Below are 17,437 nucleotides of genomic sequence, written 5' to 3'. Positions count from 1 at the left end.
AGCTTACTCATCAACAAACAAGTAGTGAAATTATTAGGAGCTCTCCTTTTCCCAAAAAACTGTAGAATTCTTTGTTTTGTCTCTTTATCTTCCACGAAACTTTTTCTTGCTATTAAAAATAGGACAGGCTTACCCCATCCTATACACTCTTTCTATTGTGACCAAACCTTATCAGTAATAGTTTTAATCAATTGCAATTTATTCCACTCGTCTTGCTCAGTCAAGATATTACCTTCTTCAATTGAGGCAAAACCACATTGAGTTGAGATTCCAAGATTCTTAAGTGGTACAAGTTCAGCCGCTTCATGGATACGAGCAATGACAGCATCTACATCTTCCAAAACTGGATCCTTAGAAGTAATCACACCAAGTACCAATTCAACATGATCACGGTTATTCCAAATCGTTGGAAGTGGTGCGAAGCTACCCGAACGCGCATCATCATATTCCAAGAAGAAGATATCATAGTTCAATTGACCAAGATATTTAGCTACTGAATCATAGCCACCTTCAAAAAGATAAGTTTATTTAAAGTTCCCACGACAAATATGAGTAGCCAAAGTCAAATCTTCTGGAAGACCTTCCAAAGCTTTATTAATAGTGTATACATCATCCTCAGCAATTTTTGCCAACTCAGCTGTTTTCTCAGGATTATTTTTTTCATTCTCAAACTGTTGAATCAAATACCCCCAAGTTGTATCATCCAATTGCACATAACGTGCACCCAAATCGTAGAAATGTTGGATGGTATCATGGTAAGCTTTAGCCAAAGCATCAAGGAAATCAGTCCATGAATCATAGTAATCTGCATAAAGATCACTACGGTGGTCACGTTTAATGATGAGTGATGGAATTGGAATAGTTACTTTTGGAGTGATTCCTTCAGGAGTCACTGATTTAAGATATTCAAAGTCGTGATAGAAAGGATGGTTGGGATTTTCGGCAATTTTACCGTTGATACGGACGTTGGTTGTACGTGTCTTGGCACCATGGAATTTGTATGAATCTTCTTGTTGGTAAGCTTCAAAACCAGTTAGGTTCTATAGGAAATCAAGGTGCCACCAAGAACGACCAAATTCACCATCAGAAACGACTTGAAGACCATTTTCTACCTCATGGTGAACCAATTCCTTAACCAATTCATCTTGTACTTTCAGTAATTCTTCTTGCGAAATCTCACCATTGGCAAATTTTTCACGTGCTTCTTTTAGAGCTTGTGGACGAAGGTAAGAACCAACATGATCAAAATGATAATGTACTTTACTCATAGTTATTTACTCCTTTTTATTCTTTCACTTAATGTTATAATAAGCCTATTCTAGCACTTTCCGTTATAGCTGTGAAATATGTATTTACTATCATTCTATATAACTTTTAACTATATATATATATTGATAAAAAGTTTTTGTCAAGTAACTTTACTTTACAATAAAGATATGTTATTCTGTTATAGTTGATTTAAAATCAAGAACATAACTATTAATTCGGAGGAAATAAAGAAATGGCAGTACCTGCACGTCACACTTCAAAAGCGAAGAAAAACAAACGTCGTACACACTACAAATTGACTGCTCCATCAGTACAATTTGACGAAACAACTGGAGATTACTCACGTTCACACCGTGTATCACTTAAAGGATACTACAAAGGACGTAAAATCGCTAAAGCTGCATCAGCTGAATAATAGAAGGGAGATACCATGCGCGTAAATATTACACTTGAACACAAAGAATCTGGTGAACGCTTGTACCTTACTTCAAAAAACAAACGTAACACTCCAGACCGTCTTCAATTAAAAAAATACTCACCAAAATTGCGTAAACATGTAATCTTTACTGAAGTGAAATAAGACATTCACTACAATTCAGTGAACGTCAAAAACCCTGAAAAATCAGGGTTTTTCTTTTTCCAAATTCACTGTAATGCACTAAAATGAATTTTGAACTCTACATTTTACTCTACATTTTTGGACTCATTGTCAACTGTAGTGGGTGACTTATAATCAAACACGAGAGAGGACCAGATTGGTCTTCTCTTTTTTGATATTCAAAGCGATGAGAATTTTAGTATTAAAGTTTTTAAAATTTCTAAAGCTAAATGCTTGTCGTCTGATGTCTTTGATGAACTCGAACAAGCTATTACAGACTATCTTTTCTACTACAACAATAAGCGAATCAAAGCAAAACTAAAAGGACTTAGTCCTGTCCAATACAGAACTAAATCTGGAAAGTCAACGAAAAACTAGACACGGAGTTAAGAGAATTTAAGAATTATATTTTTCAAAGTCTTTTGGAGACTTGTAATCAAGACCTGAATGCATCCTTTTTGTATTGTAATAGGTCTCAATGTATTTAAATATTTCTTGAGTAGCCTCAGCTCTTGTCTCAAAATGAGCATCATTAATAAGCTCCCTCTTTAGCGTCTTATAAAAAGACTCCATCATTGCATTGTCATAGGGATTTCCTTTACGACTCATGCTAGATTGAGCACCGACTTGACGAAGAGTAGATTGATAACGAGAGCTTGTATATTGACTCCCTTGATCAGTATGGACAATCAAGCCAGGCTGAGGATGTTCTTTCCCACAAGCTTGTAAGAAGCAATCCCTCACCAGTTTATCTTGCATCCGTGAAGACATTGACCAGCCTACAATCTTACGTGAAAAAACGTCGATATTCACGGCTAAGTATAAGGTGCCTTCTTTGGTAGGGATATAGGTCATGTCTCCCAGCCATACTTTATTAGGAGCTGTTGCTTTAAAGATCTGATTAATTAAATTGGGTCTTGAAAGCGAAGCTCCTTTTCTGTTGTAATGTTTATATTTATAACGGCTTCCCTTGGCATAAAGTCCCATCAAGTGCATCAGTTTCCCAACACGTTTCGTGTTGGTCATAATACCAGTATTATGAAGTACCTTGGTAATTCTAACCGCACCATAGCGTCCCTTATGCTCATGAAAGACAGCTTTTATCTTCTCTGAGAGAATTTCTCTCTCCACTTGTTGTTTTGAAGGACGACGATGCATGTATTCATAGAAACCTGAGCGAGAAACCTTAAGAACTTTTACTGCATGCTTAATTTTTATCTTCCCATAATGTTTCAAGAGAAATTCAAAACGTTTTACTTGCTTCGCTTCAAGAAGACCCGGAACTTTTTTAGAAGTTCAAGTTCCTCCTGAAGATAACGATTTTCTTTCTCTAACAATTTAATCTTATGTTGGGCATTAGCTAGGGCTGTCCCATTGCCTGGAAAAGCACTTTCTCCATATTCTTCAACTTCTTGAACCCAGCGATAAAGACTATTGGCATGAACCTCAAGCTCTTGGCTGACTTCTTTAACAGAGTAACCCTCTTCAAGAATGAGTTTTACTGCAGAATTTTTAAATTGTTTATCGAATTTTCTTCTTGCCATAATAAACCTTTCCACGATTTCTCTTAACTTTGTGTCTAGTTTATTATAACCTTTCCAATCCTTTCAATAATTAATTGTCCAACTTTTTAGGGTCAGTACAAATTTAGGCCTTTTTTATTTTCACATAACTCAGATTATTTGAAGAAAACAGGAATTATTTCAAATAAATATAAAAAATTCTTCGTTATAACAGTTTTTTAGCAATTATTTTCTTTGATTCTTGAACAGACTTTTTAAATCCCCTATATTTTTAACAGTGGGTACAAATTTCAGAAAGTACTTTACCATATAACTAACTACATCCTCTATATTACATGAACACACTTGACGTAATTAGATAGAAAGTTTAACAGAAATATATCTTTTCAAAATCCATTTAAGTAAAAGAAATCAAAATGGAAAAAAATTCTCATATTCTAATAAGGGTATAGCATAACTTAGGAAATTAAAGATCTAATTGAACAGTTGCTAATTTTTTGCAACTGTTTAGCAAAAAGATCCGGTGTTTCAGGAATCGGTTGAATAATCCAAGATTCTATAATAGCTAAAAACATGTTGACAAATAAATTAAGTGACATATCCTTTGATAAACATAAATTAGTATTATTAATATTGATATTATCCTTGACCCATTTTGTATATTTATTTTTTAAAAACAAACGCCACCCAGGATCTATATTAGTCATATACAAGTATCTTAAAAGATTCCTATTTTTATATAAAATAGGAATTATACGCTCAGTAAAAAAATCTAATGGACTAAGGCCTTCATCATAACTATTAAACTCCTGTTCTATTTCATAGTCAATTTCTTGATGAACAGCTATCATAATTTCCTCTGGAGTATTAAAATGATTTTTATAGATTGCCTGACGTGATATCCCAGCTTCCATAGCTATTTCTGCAATTGTAAATCTAAACTTTCCAGGATTTTTTAGAGCTAAGTTGAAATAACTATTTATTATTCTTTCTCTTGTCCCCTTAACCATAACATCGTTACCCATTCTTTATTTTTTTTACAGTTTGTTATTACTTTATTTTCATAAATATATTTTAATCAATTTTTATTTTATTATAGTTACAAATCGTTAAAAAATATTTTAAATACTACTTAATATTCCTGCTATAATAAATCTTAAAAAGACAAGGAGAATCAATGTATGCAAAATTATGTACGTTTTTTTTAATTCAAGGCATTATAAAAGATTTACTCCCACATGATTCTTCTGGTAAGCCTGTTCCAAATTATAATTGTAATATTACAATATCACATTCAGGAAGTTATTCTTTACTTTGTATCTCTTCTAGAAATATTAATTGTGGTATCGATATACAATTAATTGATAAAAAGCTAAAGTTAGGATGGTTTAACCAGGAGTTAATAACGGAAGAAAATTGTTTAAAAAGGCATCATGAAAAATTTTTTATAATGACAAGTTTCAAAGAAAGTCTAGGTAAGTTTTTAGGGCTAGGTTTACTTGCTGATAAAAGTATATTTGCAATAGCTTCTATAAAAGTCTTTGATTATTCTAAAGAACAATTTTATCAAGTATCTTTTGCTAATTTTCCAACATTAATGGGAGTTGGTTTCTTAAAAAATGACTACGTAGTAAGTATTGTAATTACAAAGAATGATTTTCCAAGTTTTATAAATTATTTAAAGGAGTTAAAAAATGAATTATAATATTAGTCCCATACAAAGAGACTTTTATCTAGAATGCATGCTAAATCCATTAGCTAATAAAAAATTTAATATCAATATGATTTTTACACTCAAAATTAAATCAGAAAGTTCTGAACAGGAGATACTTGAGGCAATCTGTAGTACTGTGAACAATCAACCATTACTCCTATCAAGACCTTGTATAGAAAATTCTAAAATATTGTTGAATTTCACTAATAATTTTAGTATTAAAGAAATAGCTATTGGAAAGTTTACCAATTTTCTTGAAAAAGATGATATGTTTAATGTTCCATTTGATTTAGTTAACGATAAAAGATTATTTAGAATTAAATTAATTAAACATTCTCAAGATAGATACTACCTTCTAATGTCTGCTCATCATTTTATTTTTGATTTTTATAGTGCAAAAGCTTTCTCACAACAAATTATCGATACATTACAAGGAAATATAACGTTTACAAAAAAAGATTTCACCAAAGAATATTTATTAACAATTAATAAATTTTTGGAGAAGCAAAACTCATTAAAATATGAAAATATTTTTCTAAAACGATTATCAAAAATCCGAAAGGTTAATGAAAAAATTTTTTCGGATTTTACTAAATTTGAAAAAATTGAAATTAGTAAAAAAATAGTTATGGAACAATCTAATGATAATAATTATAGATCCGCTTTGCTGATTTCAGCATTTGGTTATACATTTAGTCGTTACATTAATAAAGAGTATATTATTGTCGGTGTCCCTGTCCCCAATAGAATTAAAAGTAACCGTAAGTTGATTAGTAGTTTGGTAACAACATATCCAGTAATAATTGATAGCAAATGGTCCATTGAAGAATGCATAAAATGTGTGTACAAACAATTAATTGAAAATTTAAAAATGCAATTCTATGATTTTAATCAAAAGTTTTATCAATATTCAAAATTCGATATGATGTTTACGTATTACCCTTCAAAATTTGCTATTTCTAATTCAAGTGCAGAAATTAAAATGGACAACCTTTTTACTATTGATTCACCGTCTCCTATCCACTTAATGCTAAACGACGATAATCTTTTACTAGCTGAATTTCAAACGAATCTCATAATAAATAAAAATGATTTTCTTGAAGAAAGTTTACATGTTTTATTAGAAAGGAATACACTACAGTGAATATGTTTTATAATACTTTGGAAAAGAATTTAAAAAATAATTATTCTCAATATGTTATCGAAGACAATAAAAAATACAGTTTTCATAGTTTATACCAAATGGTTGAACAAAAATATAAAATTATTGAGTCACAAAACATACGACAAAATGTAATAGTTTACATGTCAAGTACTATAGAATGTCTTTCCACAATACTAGCCTTATGGAAAGCAAATAAAACTTATATTCCTATTAACATCACTACACCATCTAACAGAGTTAATTATATAAAAGATACTTTGCAAGACTACAGTGAAATTAATATCGATAAAAATGGAAAAAGTTTATTTTCCTCAAAAATTAAAAGTGAAGAAATTCCATCAACCAATGTTGCTTATATAATTTTTACCTCTGGTACAACTGGGAAACCTAAAGGAGTTCAAATTACTTATGACAACTTGAATAGTTTATTTAAAGGATTAGGGAAAAAGTTTAACTTTTGTAAAGATAATACATGGATTAATTTACATTCATTAGAATTTGATTTTTCAATTTGGGAAATTTTAGCTCCTCTTTACTATAAAAATAATTTGGTTTTATTAGGGAATAATGTAAAGATTTACGAATTTGATAAAATATCTCAACTTATAGTTGATAAGCAAGTAACTATCTTAAATCAGACTCCTTCCGCATTCTTTTCATTGATGAAATTTTTTGAATCTTCTAATATTAGCGCAAAAAATATCAATACAATTATCTTTGGAGGAGAAAAGCTTGATTATACTAATCTATTACCTATTTATTCAAAATTTAGTAATATAAATTTTTATAATTTATATGGTATTACTGAAGTCACTATTCACGCTACTTTTCATAAAATTACTGATAAAGACTTTACAAAAGTTAGTGGTAGTACTGTTTCAAATATTGGGAAAGGGATATTTGGCAATAATGTATTTCTTAAAAAAGTTTCTAACAGTAAGTACTCTGAAATTGTAGTCAAAGGTCCTACAATTAGCGAGGGATATATAAATAATCCCGAAGAAACAAATAAAAGATTTATTGATGATACATCAGATAATCTTTACTTATCTGGAGATTTAGGTGAGTACTTACCTAGTGGTGATATTAATTATATCGGTAGAAAAGATCAACAAATTGAATTAAATGGCTATCGAATTGAATTAGATGATATTCGGGAAAATATTCTAAAGAGTAATAAAAATTTTGATGAAGTATTTATAATTAGATTTCAAAATAAATTAGCTACTTTTTATATGACTCAAAATAATACTACTCTAGATATAGAACAAGTTAAAGAAAAATTAAATTATTTATTACCTACATATATGATTCCATCATATTTTTATCAAATTACTAAGATCCCATTAACTACTAATGGAAAGATTGACACTCACTATTTAACTCAACTCTTAGAGGAAAAATTAATAAATCAGAAAAAAGATACTGAAAACTTAACAGAATTTGAAAAGTGGTTAGTCAATAAATTTCATTTAGATATTACAAATTTTCATGATGTAAGCTTTACTGAAATAGGCTTAACTTCTATGGAATTAATAAATCTACACGACGAATTGTTAAATAACTTTATTTTAAAAAAAGAAATCAGTATTGTAGATTTTTTTCAATATAATACAATCAAATCTTTTGAAGATGAGTTTATTAAATAAGGAGGAACATAATGGATATTGCTATTGTTGGTACTAATTTTGAGTTACAAGAAACAGATAACTTTAAACAATTATGGAAGAATATTTCTACTGGACATGTATTAACAAAATATGAATTATTAAATGATAAAGAAAAAATCTTAAAACTTCAAAATTATAATTTAGATAAAATAAAAAAATTTTCCCCGGAACTTTTCAAATATACTTCAGATCAATCTAAAAAAATGGATCCTCAGCATCGAAGACTTCTTATGCTCACATATAATATGTTACATCAGAACACTCATAAGGATCTTCCGTTAATTTCAACACTTGGAAAAGAGGTCGGTGTATATACTGCTGTAGGTATGAGTTATTATTTACTAAAAAATTTGTTACCACAAAATAATACTCAAGATTATACAACTTATATCAATAATATCCCTGATACTGCAGCATCAAAAATTTCTTATCAATTTAATTTTCACGGTCCATCATTAAATTTCTCATCTGCCTGTTCAAGTTCCTCACTTGCGTTATACTATGCCTTTAATGATTTAAAGAATAAAAAAATTTATTCAGCTATTGTTGGAGCTTCGCGACTTCCAGTTGAAAGTTCTTTAGAATACCAGTATAAGGCAGATAGTATTTTTTCCAAGTCAGGTATGTGCTCTCCTTTTGATAAAAATAGCGATGGAATGGTTCCTGGTTTTGGTAGTATTGTTTTCGCATTAAAACGAAAAGAAGATGCAATTAAAGATAACAATAATATCTTGGCTATTATTAAAGGAATAGGTATTGCTAATGATGGAAATGAGAAAGCAAGTTATACTGCACCGGGAATTAGTGGACAATATGAAGCAATTAATAACGCCTACAAGAATTCAGATATTGATTTTGAAGACATTGACTACTTAGAAGCACATGGTACAGGTACTGCTATTGGTGATGCAATAGAAGCAGAATCAATTTCAAAAATTTTTAAAAATAATTTAGAGTTAGGATCAATTAAAGCTAACTATGGACATTTAGATAACGCTTCCTCGTTTTTGTCTATTCTTAAGGCAATTCTCATGCTCCACCATCAGCAAATACCTGCCCAAGCTAATTTTATATCAAAAAATCCCTTATTAAAAAAACATAATATATCCATAAGCAAAAATTTAAAACCCTCTAAATTAACCAATATTGCAATTAATTCCTTTGGGATTGGGGGAACTAACGCACATATCCTTCTACAAAAAAGTGATATTAATAATTATAACTTTTCAGAGAATGATCACTCATCTCTACTCTCTGAAAAAAGTTACTGGATTGATAGTCAACTTCCTATTGTTCAACACTCTCAAATTTCAACAAGTTCTACTACTGCTGAAGAGGTAATAGAATTTGTTAATGAATATTTAGGATATGATAACTCTACTCTCAAGCAGATGCCAATTAAATCATTAAATATGGAATCATATGTATTAATTGATTTAATTGATGAGTTAAATAATCGGTTTAATATTCAATTTGAATTGAGTGATTTTCAGGAATTAAATGATACATTCCTAGATATTGTTAACTCTAAACTACTCAAAAATAATATAGAAAATAATGAAAATATACTACATATTTTTGGTGACTTTATCGATTCAAGGAAAACATTGTTTTTAGTTCACCCTGCTGGTGGTACGGTAAATGGATATAACAATTTCTTTAAAAATAAAAATAATGAATATAATATTATTTTTATATCATTTCCTTTTAGCAACATCGAATACGTCAAATATTTTAGTTTAGAACAACTAGCACGAGTATATAAAGATAAAATCTTATCATTCATTCCTTCATTAAAAAACGAATATTTCATTGGAGGATACTCTTTTGGTGGTAATATTGCCTTTGAAATTGCTAGGCAATTACAAGAAGAAGCTTCAATCATTATCCCTGAAATAATAATGATTGACTCTCATCCCATTGAAGCGTACAACCATACTGAGAAAAAATTAATTACAAGAAATACAATAAATTTTGCATTAAATGAGTTTGGAAAACAAGGAGTAATTAATTCAGACTTATTAGATGATAAAATCGATAAATACAGCAAAGTATGGGTAATTAATCACAAGATGCTAAAAGAATATACTCCTCCTAAAGTTCAGTTGGATAGCCATTTAAATATATTAATTTGTAAAGAAGACGAAAATAAAGAATTATTAAAAATGTTAGGTATAAAAGATTTAGATAAAACTATTTGGCAAAAAAGATTTAAAAATAAAATCAATACTCGTTATATTGAAGGTAACCACTATTCAATTTACTCCAACATTGATTTAGGTACAAAAGTAGGAGAAAAAATAACTAAAATTATGGAGAATAACAAATGATTCCAGTAGATTTTTTGTTGATTTTTCCAAGCTTATTTATGATTCATGAAATGGAAGAAATTATTTTCATGCCAAATTTCATCTCAAATCAACAGAATAACGAAAGCTTCAAAAAAATAAACTCTTATTATACTCCATTTATTTTTAATTTGATTGTTCTCGAAGAATTATTATTATTGCTAATCACATTAATAATAAGTTGTAAATTTAATAATTTTACTTTTTACGAAACAATTGTTATTGCCTATATTTATCATATTTTTCTTCATATTGGGCAGTGTATTCTTCTAAAAAAATATGTTCCAGGAACTGCTAGTGGTATCATTACAGCTATTTACTGTCTAGCTTATATACTTTTATATTTAGGAAATGATTATCTTCTATATTTATACTCATTACTTACATTAATCTTTATTATTTGTAACTTAATATTCTGTTTTAAAATACTAAATTATAAATTAAAATAAATTTATACAAGGGGAAGCAATGATTGAATTTAAAAATATAAGTAAAATTTATCAAGTTGGTCAGCAAGAGGTAAAAGCACTTGATAATATTTCGTTTAGTATTAATAAAGGTAAGTTTACCGTTATTTTAGGACCTTCTGGTTCAGGAAAAAGTACCTTACTAAATATACTAGGAGGAATGGATCGTTCAACACATGGACAATTTTTATTTGATAATAAGGAAATCAACTTACTAAATGATAAACAACTGTCTATTTATAGAAAAGATGTTGTAGGATTTGTTTTTCAATTTTATAATCTTATTCCTAGCCTTACAGCTTTGGAAAATATTAGTATTGCTGGACACCTTAGAGGAAACTCTTCTGAATCAGAAAAATTATTAGATAAAGTAGGATTATCTCACAGAAAAAATAATTTTCCAAATCAACTATCCGGTGGTGAAATGCAAAGAGTCTCCATTGCAAGGGCACTAGCTAAAAAACCAAGATTACTATTATGTGATGAACCTACTGGAGCTTTAGATTCTAAAAATGGTCATTTAATTATAAAATTACTAAAAGAAACTGCAAAAACTAACGATGTTGCGGTTGTCATGGTAACTCATAATGACGAATTCCAAAAATATGCCGATACAATTATTAACTTAAAAGACGGAAAAATTAAATCTATTTCCAATAAAAATATACAAGAAAATTTAGATTGGGAGAGCGGTCAATGAAATATCTTAATTTAAAGCTCCTACGAGATTTAAAAAAGAATTGGCGACAATTTTTTTCAGTTTTCTTAATGTCATCGTTAAGCATTTTAATTTTTGTTGGATTACAAGGAGCATGGCATGGACTTGAAAAAAGTCTCGACAATTATATCTCATCTGCAGATCTACCTACTGTTTGGATTCAAACTTCCCAATTAACTAGTCAAGATCAATCTAAAATTAAATCAATTAAAGATGTTAATAAATTAAAAATAAGTACCATATTATCTGCTAAAATAAATAATAATTCTAAAGACCATATGACTATCGAGTCCACTAGTAATAAATCCGATGAAATTAAAGTTGTTGACGGTAAAAATTTCTCTAATACATCAATAAATACTATTTGGATAGATAAAGATTACGCTAGTAAAAATAATTTATCCCTCGATGATACAATCACTATAAGAATAGGCAATAAATTAAAGAATCTCAAAATCGTAGGATTTATCCAATCTGCTGAAAAAATTTATTTTACAGGTAGCTCAGACTATATTGCTCCTAACCATAAAAATTATTCTTATGCTTACATATCTGTAGCAACATTCAACAAATATTTTATTGATTATCCATCAACACAATTAATCAAAATATATTCAAAAAATAATGATATTAGACATGAAATTGAAACTATATTAGGTAATAGATTAATTTCTTACGAGAATCGCAAGACAAAAACTGAGATAGCTGAAGCAACAGAGCGTGTTGGTCAAATTCGAAATCTTTCTTTTCTATTTTCTTTTATTTTTATACTATTAGCAATTTTAGCTATGTTTTCAACCATTCTAAGGCTCATTGAAAGCCAGACGAAAGAAATTGCTGTACTCAAAGCACTAGGATATTCTAATTTACAGATTACTGAACATTATATCAGTTTTGGCTTTTTAATTAGTAGTCTCGGATGTATTATTGGTACAGTATTTTCCCCTATTATATCTTTGTTTGTTTTAAATACTCAAAAAAAAATGTTCTCAATCCCAAACTGGAGAATTGCTTATTCATGGTCTTCTCTAGGAATTATAGGGTTCGTTATTTTGATTTGTACTGTTTCTTCTTACATAGCTTCTCGACAAGCGGTGAAAGGCCTTCCAGCAGTATTTTTAAGAGGAACAGAAAAAAAAGTACATCATATTTTATTAGAAAAAATAGATATTATTTGGAGAAATATAACGGATGAAACCAAGTGGGCTATTAGAGATGCGCTTTCTAATAAAATACGTATTTTAATGGGAATAATAGGGGTTTCTGGCGGTGTGATGTTGTTAATTGCTGGAATAGGAATGCCTTCTTCAATGAACTATTTAGTTACTAAGACCTATAATAAAGATTTTAGTTATTATAGAAGACTTAATGTCAGAGATTATTCATTAGCAAATAAAAAATATGACGGTCAATGGATTCAAATTAATCAAGCACATTTTAGTAAAGATGATGGATATAATAGATTATTTATCATTGTAGATCAAGGAAATTTTGTTAATATAAAGACAACAGATGGAAAAAAAATTCAAAATGGTGGAGTATATATTTCTAAATCCTTTGCAAAATCTGCAAATATTAATATCGGTGACAACTTGACAATAAAACCGTATCAAGATAGTAAAAAATATGTAGTACCTGTAAAAGGTATTGTCGGAAGTGAGACTACTCAAGGAGCGTATATTACTAAAGCTACGTATAAAAGGCTCGGAGGAGAATTTAATCCTAAGACGATTTTAATTGATAGCAAATATTCATCATCTAAACTTTCAAATGATCCAAATATTTTATCTACAGTAACTAAGTACAGTCAGGAACGTAATGCATATAATTTTATAGATAGCTTAATGAATGTTTTTCTAATCATTATTGGATTTGCTTTATTATTAGTGATCGTAATACTATACAATTTAGGCTCCCTAAATTTTGTTGAACGCACAAGAGATTATGCCACTTTACAAGTCCTCGGATTCTCTAAGAAAAATTTACAAAATATTACCTTGTTAGAAAATATATTAACCACAATGATAGGTTGGATACTGGGGATTCCTATGGGAATATGGTTCCTAAATCAATATATTAAGACATTTTCAAGTATAAGATTAGAATTTATTCCATACGCTAATTGGCAAGTTTTATTAATAGCTACCTTATTAGTCTGGTTTACATCAATAGGTACAACTATTCTTTTTAATCGTAATATTAATAAAATAAATATGGTTGAAGCTTTAAAAGGAGGTAGTGTAAAATAAGTTGTGTAAACACAAAAAGGAATAAATCCGTTATAGTAGAGTTGCAAAACATTACTAGAAAGAGATTTATTCCTATGACTCAGTTTACCACAGAACTACTTAACTTCCTAGCCCAAAAGCAAGATATTGATGAATTTTTCCGTACTTCTCTTGAAACAGCTATGAATGATCTGCTTCAAGCAGAGTTATCAGCCTTTTTAGGGTATGAACCTTACGATAAATTAGGCTATAATTCTGGGAATAGTCGTAACGGAAGCTATGCACGGAAATTCGAAACCAAATATGGGACTGTTCAGTTGAGTATTCCTAGAGATCGTAATGGGAACTTTAGTCCAGCTTTGCTTCCCGCTTATGGACGTCGAGATGACCACTTGGAAGAGATGGTTATCAAACTCTATCAAACCGGTGTAACGACTCGAGAAATTAGTGATATCATCGAGCGAATGTATGGTCATCACTATAGTCCTGCCACAATTTCTAATATCTCAAAAGCAACTCAGGAGAATGTCGCTACTTTTCATGAGCGAAGCTTAGAAGCCAATTACTCTGTTTTATTTCTTGACGGAACCTATCTTCCCTTAAGACGTGGAACCGTTAGTAAAGAATGTATTCATATCGCACTTGGCATTACACCAGAAGGACAGAAGGCTGTTCTTGGATATGAAATCGCTCCAAATGAAAACAATGCTTCTTGGTCCACCCTGTTAGACAAGCTTCAAAACCAAGGAATCCAACAGGTTTCTCTTGTAGTGACCGATGGCTTCAAGGGGCTTGAAGAGATTATCAATCAGGCTTACCCATTAGCTAAACAACAACGTTGCTTAATTCATATTAGTCGAAATCTAGCTAGTAAAGTGAAACGAGCAGATAGAGCGGTTATTCTGGAGCAATTTAAAACGATTTATCGTGCTGAAAATTTAGAAATGGCAGTGCAAGCTTTAGAGAACTTTATCGCTGAATGGAAACCAAAGTATAGGAAAGTCATGGAAAGTCTGGAGAATACGGATAATCTTTTAACTTTTTATCAGTTTCCCTACCAGATTTGGCATAGCATTTATTCGACAAACCTCATTGAGTCTCTTAACAAAGAGATCAAACGTCAAACGAAAAAGAAGATTCTTTTTCCTAACGAGGAGGCTCTGGGACGTTATTTAGTTACCCTGTTTGAAGATTATAATTTCAAGCAAAGTCAACGCACCCATAAAGGGTTTGGCCAATGTGCTGACACACTTGAAAGCTTATTTGATTAACATTCTTCAACTCTACTTGAGTGTTTACACATAATTATTGACAGTATCTAAAAGGAATTGAGTAATTACTCAATATATGTCTATTAATTTCTTGAACTGAAATACCGGCTTCATTATTAATTATGTCGGATTATTTATATTTAAATAAATAAATCAGTCTTATGTAAAAATGTTGGTTCTTTGTCAACTATAGTGAGTGACTAATAATGATAACCACCTGTCAAATGGGCTTGACTCGTCACCAACCTCTAAAAGAGGTGTTGGTATTACCTACCACTATCCCTAGAGGGATCTTCATATTCTTTCACACTCATTTTATTAAGTGCCAAGTCATACTTTTCTTGCTCTAGAATATATTTCTTTATGGTGGCTTCATTAAGACCGGCTGTGGGGCATTGTCAATTTTAATAGGTTGCAAAAACCTTTAATATCAACGTTTTCAAAATTTAAAATTTCATCCAATTTTAACTAATGTCATCAAAATAAGGTAAATTTTCTAGCAAAATCAACAAAAATCGAACCAGAAAGTACAAAGTTTACCTTAAATGAAATTTTGATAGCTAAATTCCCAAACTAAGTTCCACCGTCCAATCTAGTGGAAGTTAGTCTGAGAAAAATGAATAAACCAGTGGAAATCCGTGTCAGGGTAAATTCCACTGGTTTTAGTTTTCCTTGATTTGAGTGTCTTTATCAACCGATTTTTTGCAAAATCGCATAGCGACTGCTTAGTTATTTGATTAACTCCACTTTGAACCCTGTTCTTTCCTCTTCCTTTGGCTACATTAGAAGCTCTGAATGTAGAAATATGCCCTCTTAGTTCGCCATTATCTACATCTATGTCAGTTACATTAACTTGAGTTTTTGAGTCGTCTATTGTTATATTATGTTTTAAATTTCTAGGTTTACTATTGAGGGTACATTTTCTTTCCCAAATCGCAACCTTGCAATTCGATTTGCTACCGTTTCAATTGCGTAACCACTTTTTGATTCAAAACTACTTACAAACACCATGTTTGCAACCATCCCTGTATCCATTTGATTCAATAAAAAGTTATATTTTTTCTAGTATAGTTGGTTGAAAAGTCTACTTCAATATTCTGTAATAGATTTGCAAATTCCTCCACTACTATTCCTTCAATTAGCTCTCTTTTATCACACATTATTCTACTCCTTCAAATAATTCACTAAGTGTCTTTTCAAATCCATCTGCTATTTTTTAATATTATCCAATGATAAATTTCTTTTTCCGTTTTCAACAGAGGCCAAATATGTTCTATCCATATTTATTTTTAAAGCAAATTTTTCTCGGCTAACATCTAAATTATTTCTAAGTATACGAACTCTGTTTCCGAATGATTTTGTTATCACATACACCACCTCATTTTTTATACTAATTCTCTGTGGTTTATAAGTCAACGGACTATAAGTCACACTCATTGATGTTTTATAACCTTTATTAATTTGTTTTATCCCAAACAAAAAGGTCCAACCTGATTACAGTCAAACCTCTAACTACTTTATTGAAAGTGAATCTATCCAAATTCAATAAATTTATTTTACAGACTCTTACATCAGCCAAATAATTCTGCGAACTTTATCTAAAGCCTCCGATTTAGTCAAACATGTTGTATCCCAAATAAAACCCACCTTTTTTCCTAAGTTATATTCCATCCATGAATCAATATTATTCTTCTTTTCTACTAATATCTTACAAAACTCCCAATTCAACAGTTCTTCAAATTCCAGGCTAGTCACAAATCCCGTTTCTTCTACTTTCTTCAATATCATCTTTGTGACATCGATTTTGATTGCTTCATACTTCACAATGATTTTTTCTTTGATTTCATCGAAAAATTTAAGTACCCCATTAACTACGCCTCTTTGGTAAGCTGAAATCGTTCTGATAATGGTGTCATATTTTTCATTTGTATAAAATCGAAAAATATCTAATAGTCTAAATTTGAGTGCTTCTGCTGATACTGATAAATCTTTCATTACTGTTTGAAACGAATCATGTCTATAAAAGATCTTTGATAGGAGTACAATAGCAGGCATAAGTATTATTGCTGAGAAAATATTGGCTTCAGTTTCATGCTTGGAATCACTTTGCCCTTTTAACTCTGTAAAGAGACTACCAGAATGACCCAATAAAAAATGACCTAGTTCGTGACACTTAGTGAAGTTCTGTTTTACTTCTGGATTGTCCCGTTCATAGGAAAATGAGATTCCATAATCATCTATCAATGTTAAACCTTCTATTTGCTGGTTTGAAAAGTGATGCTCCATTAGCTTGATATTGTATTTGTCTAAGCACTCATCAAAAAAATCACTAAAATGATAGCTTAATGGTGAAATCTCATTTTCTTTCATGAATGTATAAACCTGTTCATTAGCTAGTTGGTTTATTCTTGGATACATCTCATCCATCATGAACCTCCTTTGTCTCAAAACTAGTCTTTTCCTACT

General features: G+C 30.2%; 14 protein-coding genes and 3 pseudogenes. 11 read left to right on the top strand and 6 right to left on the bottom strand.

The genetic code is table 11. The features are described from left to right. Positions 1-152: 152 nt before the first annotated feature. A pseudogene (locus NST05_RS01030) lies at positions 153-1,268 on the bottom strand (vitamin B12 independent methionine synthase). Between the two features lie 233 nt (positions 1,269-1,501). Here NST05_RS01030 and rpmF point away from each other — a divergent pair. From rpmF to NST05_RS01015, 3 genes and pseudogenes are all read left to right on the top strand, one after another. Continuing rightward, a complete protein-coding gene (gene rpmF / locus NST05_RS01025) occupies positions 1,502-1,684 on the top strand; it encodes a 50S ribosomal protein L32 (protein WP_002952208.1) in 183 nt (60 codons plus the stop codon). Between the two features lie 15 nt (positions 1,685-1,699). After that, a complete protein-coding gene (gene rpmG, locus NST05_RS01020) occupies positions 1,700-1,849 on the top strand; it encodes a 50S ribosomal protein L33 (RefSeq protein WP_002262412.1) in 150 nt (49 codons plus the stop codon). Between the two features lie 270 nt (positions 1,850-2,119). After that, positions 2,120-2,245: pseudogene (locus NST05_RS01015) on the top strand (IS3 family transposase); the annotation flags it as partial. 18 nt (positions 2,246-2,263) lie between these two features. Here the strand turns inward: NST05_RS01015 and NST05_RS01010 are convergent. Then, positions 2,264-3,411, bottom strand: a protein-coding gene (locus NST05_RS01010) for an IS3 family transposase (RefSeq protein ID WP_099421341.1) whose coding sequence is annotated in 2 segments (ribosomal slippage) — positions 2,264-3,159 and positions 3,159-3,411 — 1,149 coding nt in all. Because the reading frame shifts where the segments join, the coding sequence is not laid out codon by codon here. Positions 3,412-3,848: 437 nt separating this feature from the next. Next, positions 3,849-4,415: a TetR/AcrR family transcriptional regulator gene (locus NST05_RS01005; RefSeq protein WP_082308119.1), complete on the bottom strand. Its 567-nt coding sequence runs from the start codon at positions 4,413-4,415 to the stop codon at positions 3,849-3,851. A 152-nt stretch (positions 4,416-4,567) separates the two neighbouring features. Between NST05_RS01005 and NST05_RS01000 the strand changes: the two genes are divergently transcribed. The 8 genes from NST05_RS01000 to NST05_RS00965 all read left to right on the top strand — a co-directional run bounded on the left by NST05_RS01000 (position 4,568) and on the right by NST05_RS00965 (position 14,971). After that, positions 4,568-5,095, top strand: coding sequence for a hypothetical protein (locus tag NST05_RS01000; RefSeq protein WP_065972674.1), 528 nt, complete (start codon positions 4,568-4,570; stop codon positions 5,093-5,095). Next, positions 5,085-6,248, top strand: a complete 1,164-nt coding sequence (locus NST05_RS00995; protein WP_065972676.1) for a condensation domain-containing protein — start codon at positions 5,085-5,087, stop codon at positions 6,246-6,248. Before NST05_RS01000 ends, NST05_RS00995 begins: the two co-directional genes overlap by 11 nt. A 2-nt stretch (positions 6,249-6,250) precedes the next feature. Continuing rightward, on the top strand, positions 6,251-7,918 hold the full coding sequence (locus tag NST05_RS00990) for a non-ribosomal peptide synthetase (protein WP_257235769.1): 1,668 nt from the start codon (positions 6,251-6,253) through the stop codon (positions 7,916-7,918). 11 nt (positions 7,919-7,929) lie between these two features. Further along, positions 7,930-10,269, top strand: a complete 2,340-nt coding sequence (locus NST05_RS00985) for a beta-ketoacyl synthase N-terminal-like domain-containing protein (RefSeq protein ID WP_065972679.1) — start codon at positions 7,930-7,932, stop codon at positions 10,267-10,269. Continuing rightward, positions 10,266-10,736 (top strand): HXXEE domain-containing protein, encoded by a 471-nt coding sequence (locus NST05_RS00980; protein ID WP_065972681.1) that lies wholly within the window; start codon positions 10,266-10,268, stop codon positions 10,734-10,736. Before NST05_RS00985 ends, NST05_RS00980 begins: the two co-directional genes overlap by 4 nt. A 19-nt stretch (positions 10,737-10,755) precedes the next feature. Next, entirely contained in the window at positions 10,756-11,454 is a 699-nt protein-coding gene (locus NST05_RS00975) for an ABC transporter ATP-binding protein (protein ID WP_065972683.1), read from the top strand. Beyond that, entirely contained in the window at positions 11,451-13,721 is a 2,271-nt protein-coding gene (locus NST05_RS00970) for an ABC transporter permease (RefSeq protein WP_340742867.1), read from the top strand. The genes NST05_RS00975 and NST05_RS00970 overlap by 4 nt, the downstream gene beginning before the upstream one ends. Before the next feature lie 74 nt (positions 13,722-13,795). After that, positions 13,796-14,971, top strand: coding sequence for an IS256-like element IS1191 family transposase (locus NST05_RS00965; protein ID WP_340742866.1), 1,176 nt, complete (start codon positions 13,796-13,798; stop codon positions 14,969-14,971). 266 nt (positions 14,972-15,237) lie between these two features. Here NST05_RS00965 and NST05_RS00960 read toward each other — a convergent pair. From NST05_RS00960 to NST05_RS00950, 3 genes and pseudogenes are all read right to left on the bottom strand, one after another. After that, positions 15,238-15,360 (bottom strand): annotated as a pseudogene (locus NST05_RS00960) (IS200/IS605 family transposase); the annotation flags it as partial. An 820-nt stretch (positions 15,361-16,180) separates the two neighbouring features. Beyond that, positions 16,181-16,339, bottom strand: a complete 159-nt coding sequence (locus NST05_RS00955; RefSeq protein ID WP_065973379.1) for a helix-turn-helix domain-containing protein — start codon at positions 16,337-16,339, stop codon at positions 16,181-16,183. A gap of 198 nt (positions 16,340-16,537) precedes the next feature. Then, positions 16,538-17,401, bottom strand: a complete 864-nt coding sequence (locus tag NST05_RS00950; RefSeq protein ID WP_232086864.1) for an ImmA/IrrE family metallo-endopeptidase — start codon at positions 17,399-17,401, stop codon at positions 16,538-16,540. Positions 17,402-17,437 lie beyond the last annotated feature (36 nt).

Origin of the sequence: Streptococcus sp. FSL E2-3494 (genome assembly GCF_038007085.1) — a bacterium.
In the GTDB taxonomy this organism is placed as follows: Bacteria; Bacillota; Bacilli; order Lactobacillales; family Streptococcaceae; genus Streptococcus; species Streptococcus thermophilus.
The sequence above is the reverse complement of the archived record's forward strand: the minus strand, read 5'-3'. Positions and strand labels throughout refer to the sequence as shown.

What these genes read in the sequence shown, in the direction of transcription:
- NST05_RS00995 (WP_065972676.1), top strand. Translation starts at nt 5,085, where the DNA reads ATGAATTATAATATTAGTCCCATACAAAGAGACTTTTATCTAGAATGC.
- NST05_RS00980 (WP_065972681.1), top strand. Translation starts at nt 10,266, where the DNA reads ATGATTCCAGTAGATTTTTTGTTGATTTTTCCAAGCTTATTTATGATT.
- rpmF (WP_002952208.1), top strand. Translation starts at nt 1,502, where the DNA reads ATGGCAGTACCTGCACGTCACACTTCAAAAGCGAAGAAAAACAAACGT.
- NST05_RS00970 (WP_340742867.1), top strand. Translation starts at nt 11,451, where the DNA reads ATGAAATATCTTAATTTAAAGCTCCTACGAGATTTAAAAAAGAATTGG.
- NST05_RS00975 (WP_065972683.1), top strand. Translation starts at nt 10,756, where the DNA reads ATGATTGAATTTAAAAATATAAGTAAAATTTATCAAGTTGGTCAGCAA.
- NST05_RS01000 (WP_065972674.1), top strand. Translation starts at nt 4,568, where the DNA reads ATGTATGCAAAATTATGTACGTTTTTTTTAATTCAAGGCATTATAAAA.
- NST05_RS00950 (WP_232086864.1), bottom strand. Translation starts at nt 17,401, where the DNA reads ATGATGGATGAGATGTATCCAAGAATAAACCAACTAGCTAATGAACAG.
- NST05_RS00965 (WP_340742866.1), top strand. Translation starts at nt 13,796, where the DNA reads ATGACTCAGTTTACCACAGAACTACTTAACTTCCTAGCCCAAAAGCAA.
- NST05_RS00985 (WP_065972679.1), top strand. Translation starts at nt 7,930, where the DNA reads ATGGATATTGCTATTGTTGGTACTAATTTTGAGTTACAAGAAACAGAT.
- rpmG (WP_002262412.1), top strand. Translation starts at nt 1,700, where the DNA reads ATGCGCGTAAATATTACACTTGAACACAAAGAATCTGGTGAACGCTTG.
- NST05_RS01005 (WP_082308119.1), bottom strand. Translation starts at nt 4,415, where the DNA reads ATGGGTAACGATGTTATGGTTAAGGGGACAAGAGAAAGAATAATAAAT.
- NST05_RS00990 (WP_257235769.1), top strand. Translation starts at nt 6,251, where the DNA reads ATGTTTTATAATACTTTGGAAAAGAATTTAAAAAATAATTATTCTCAA.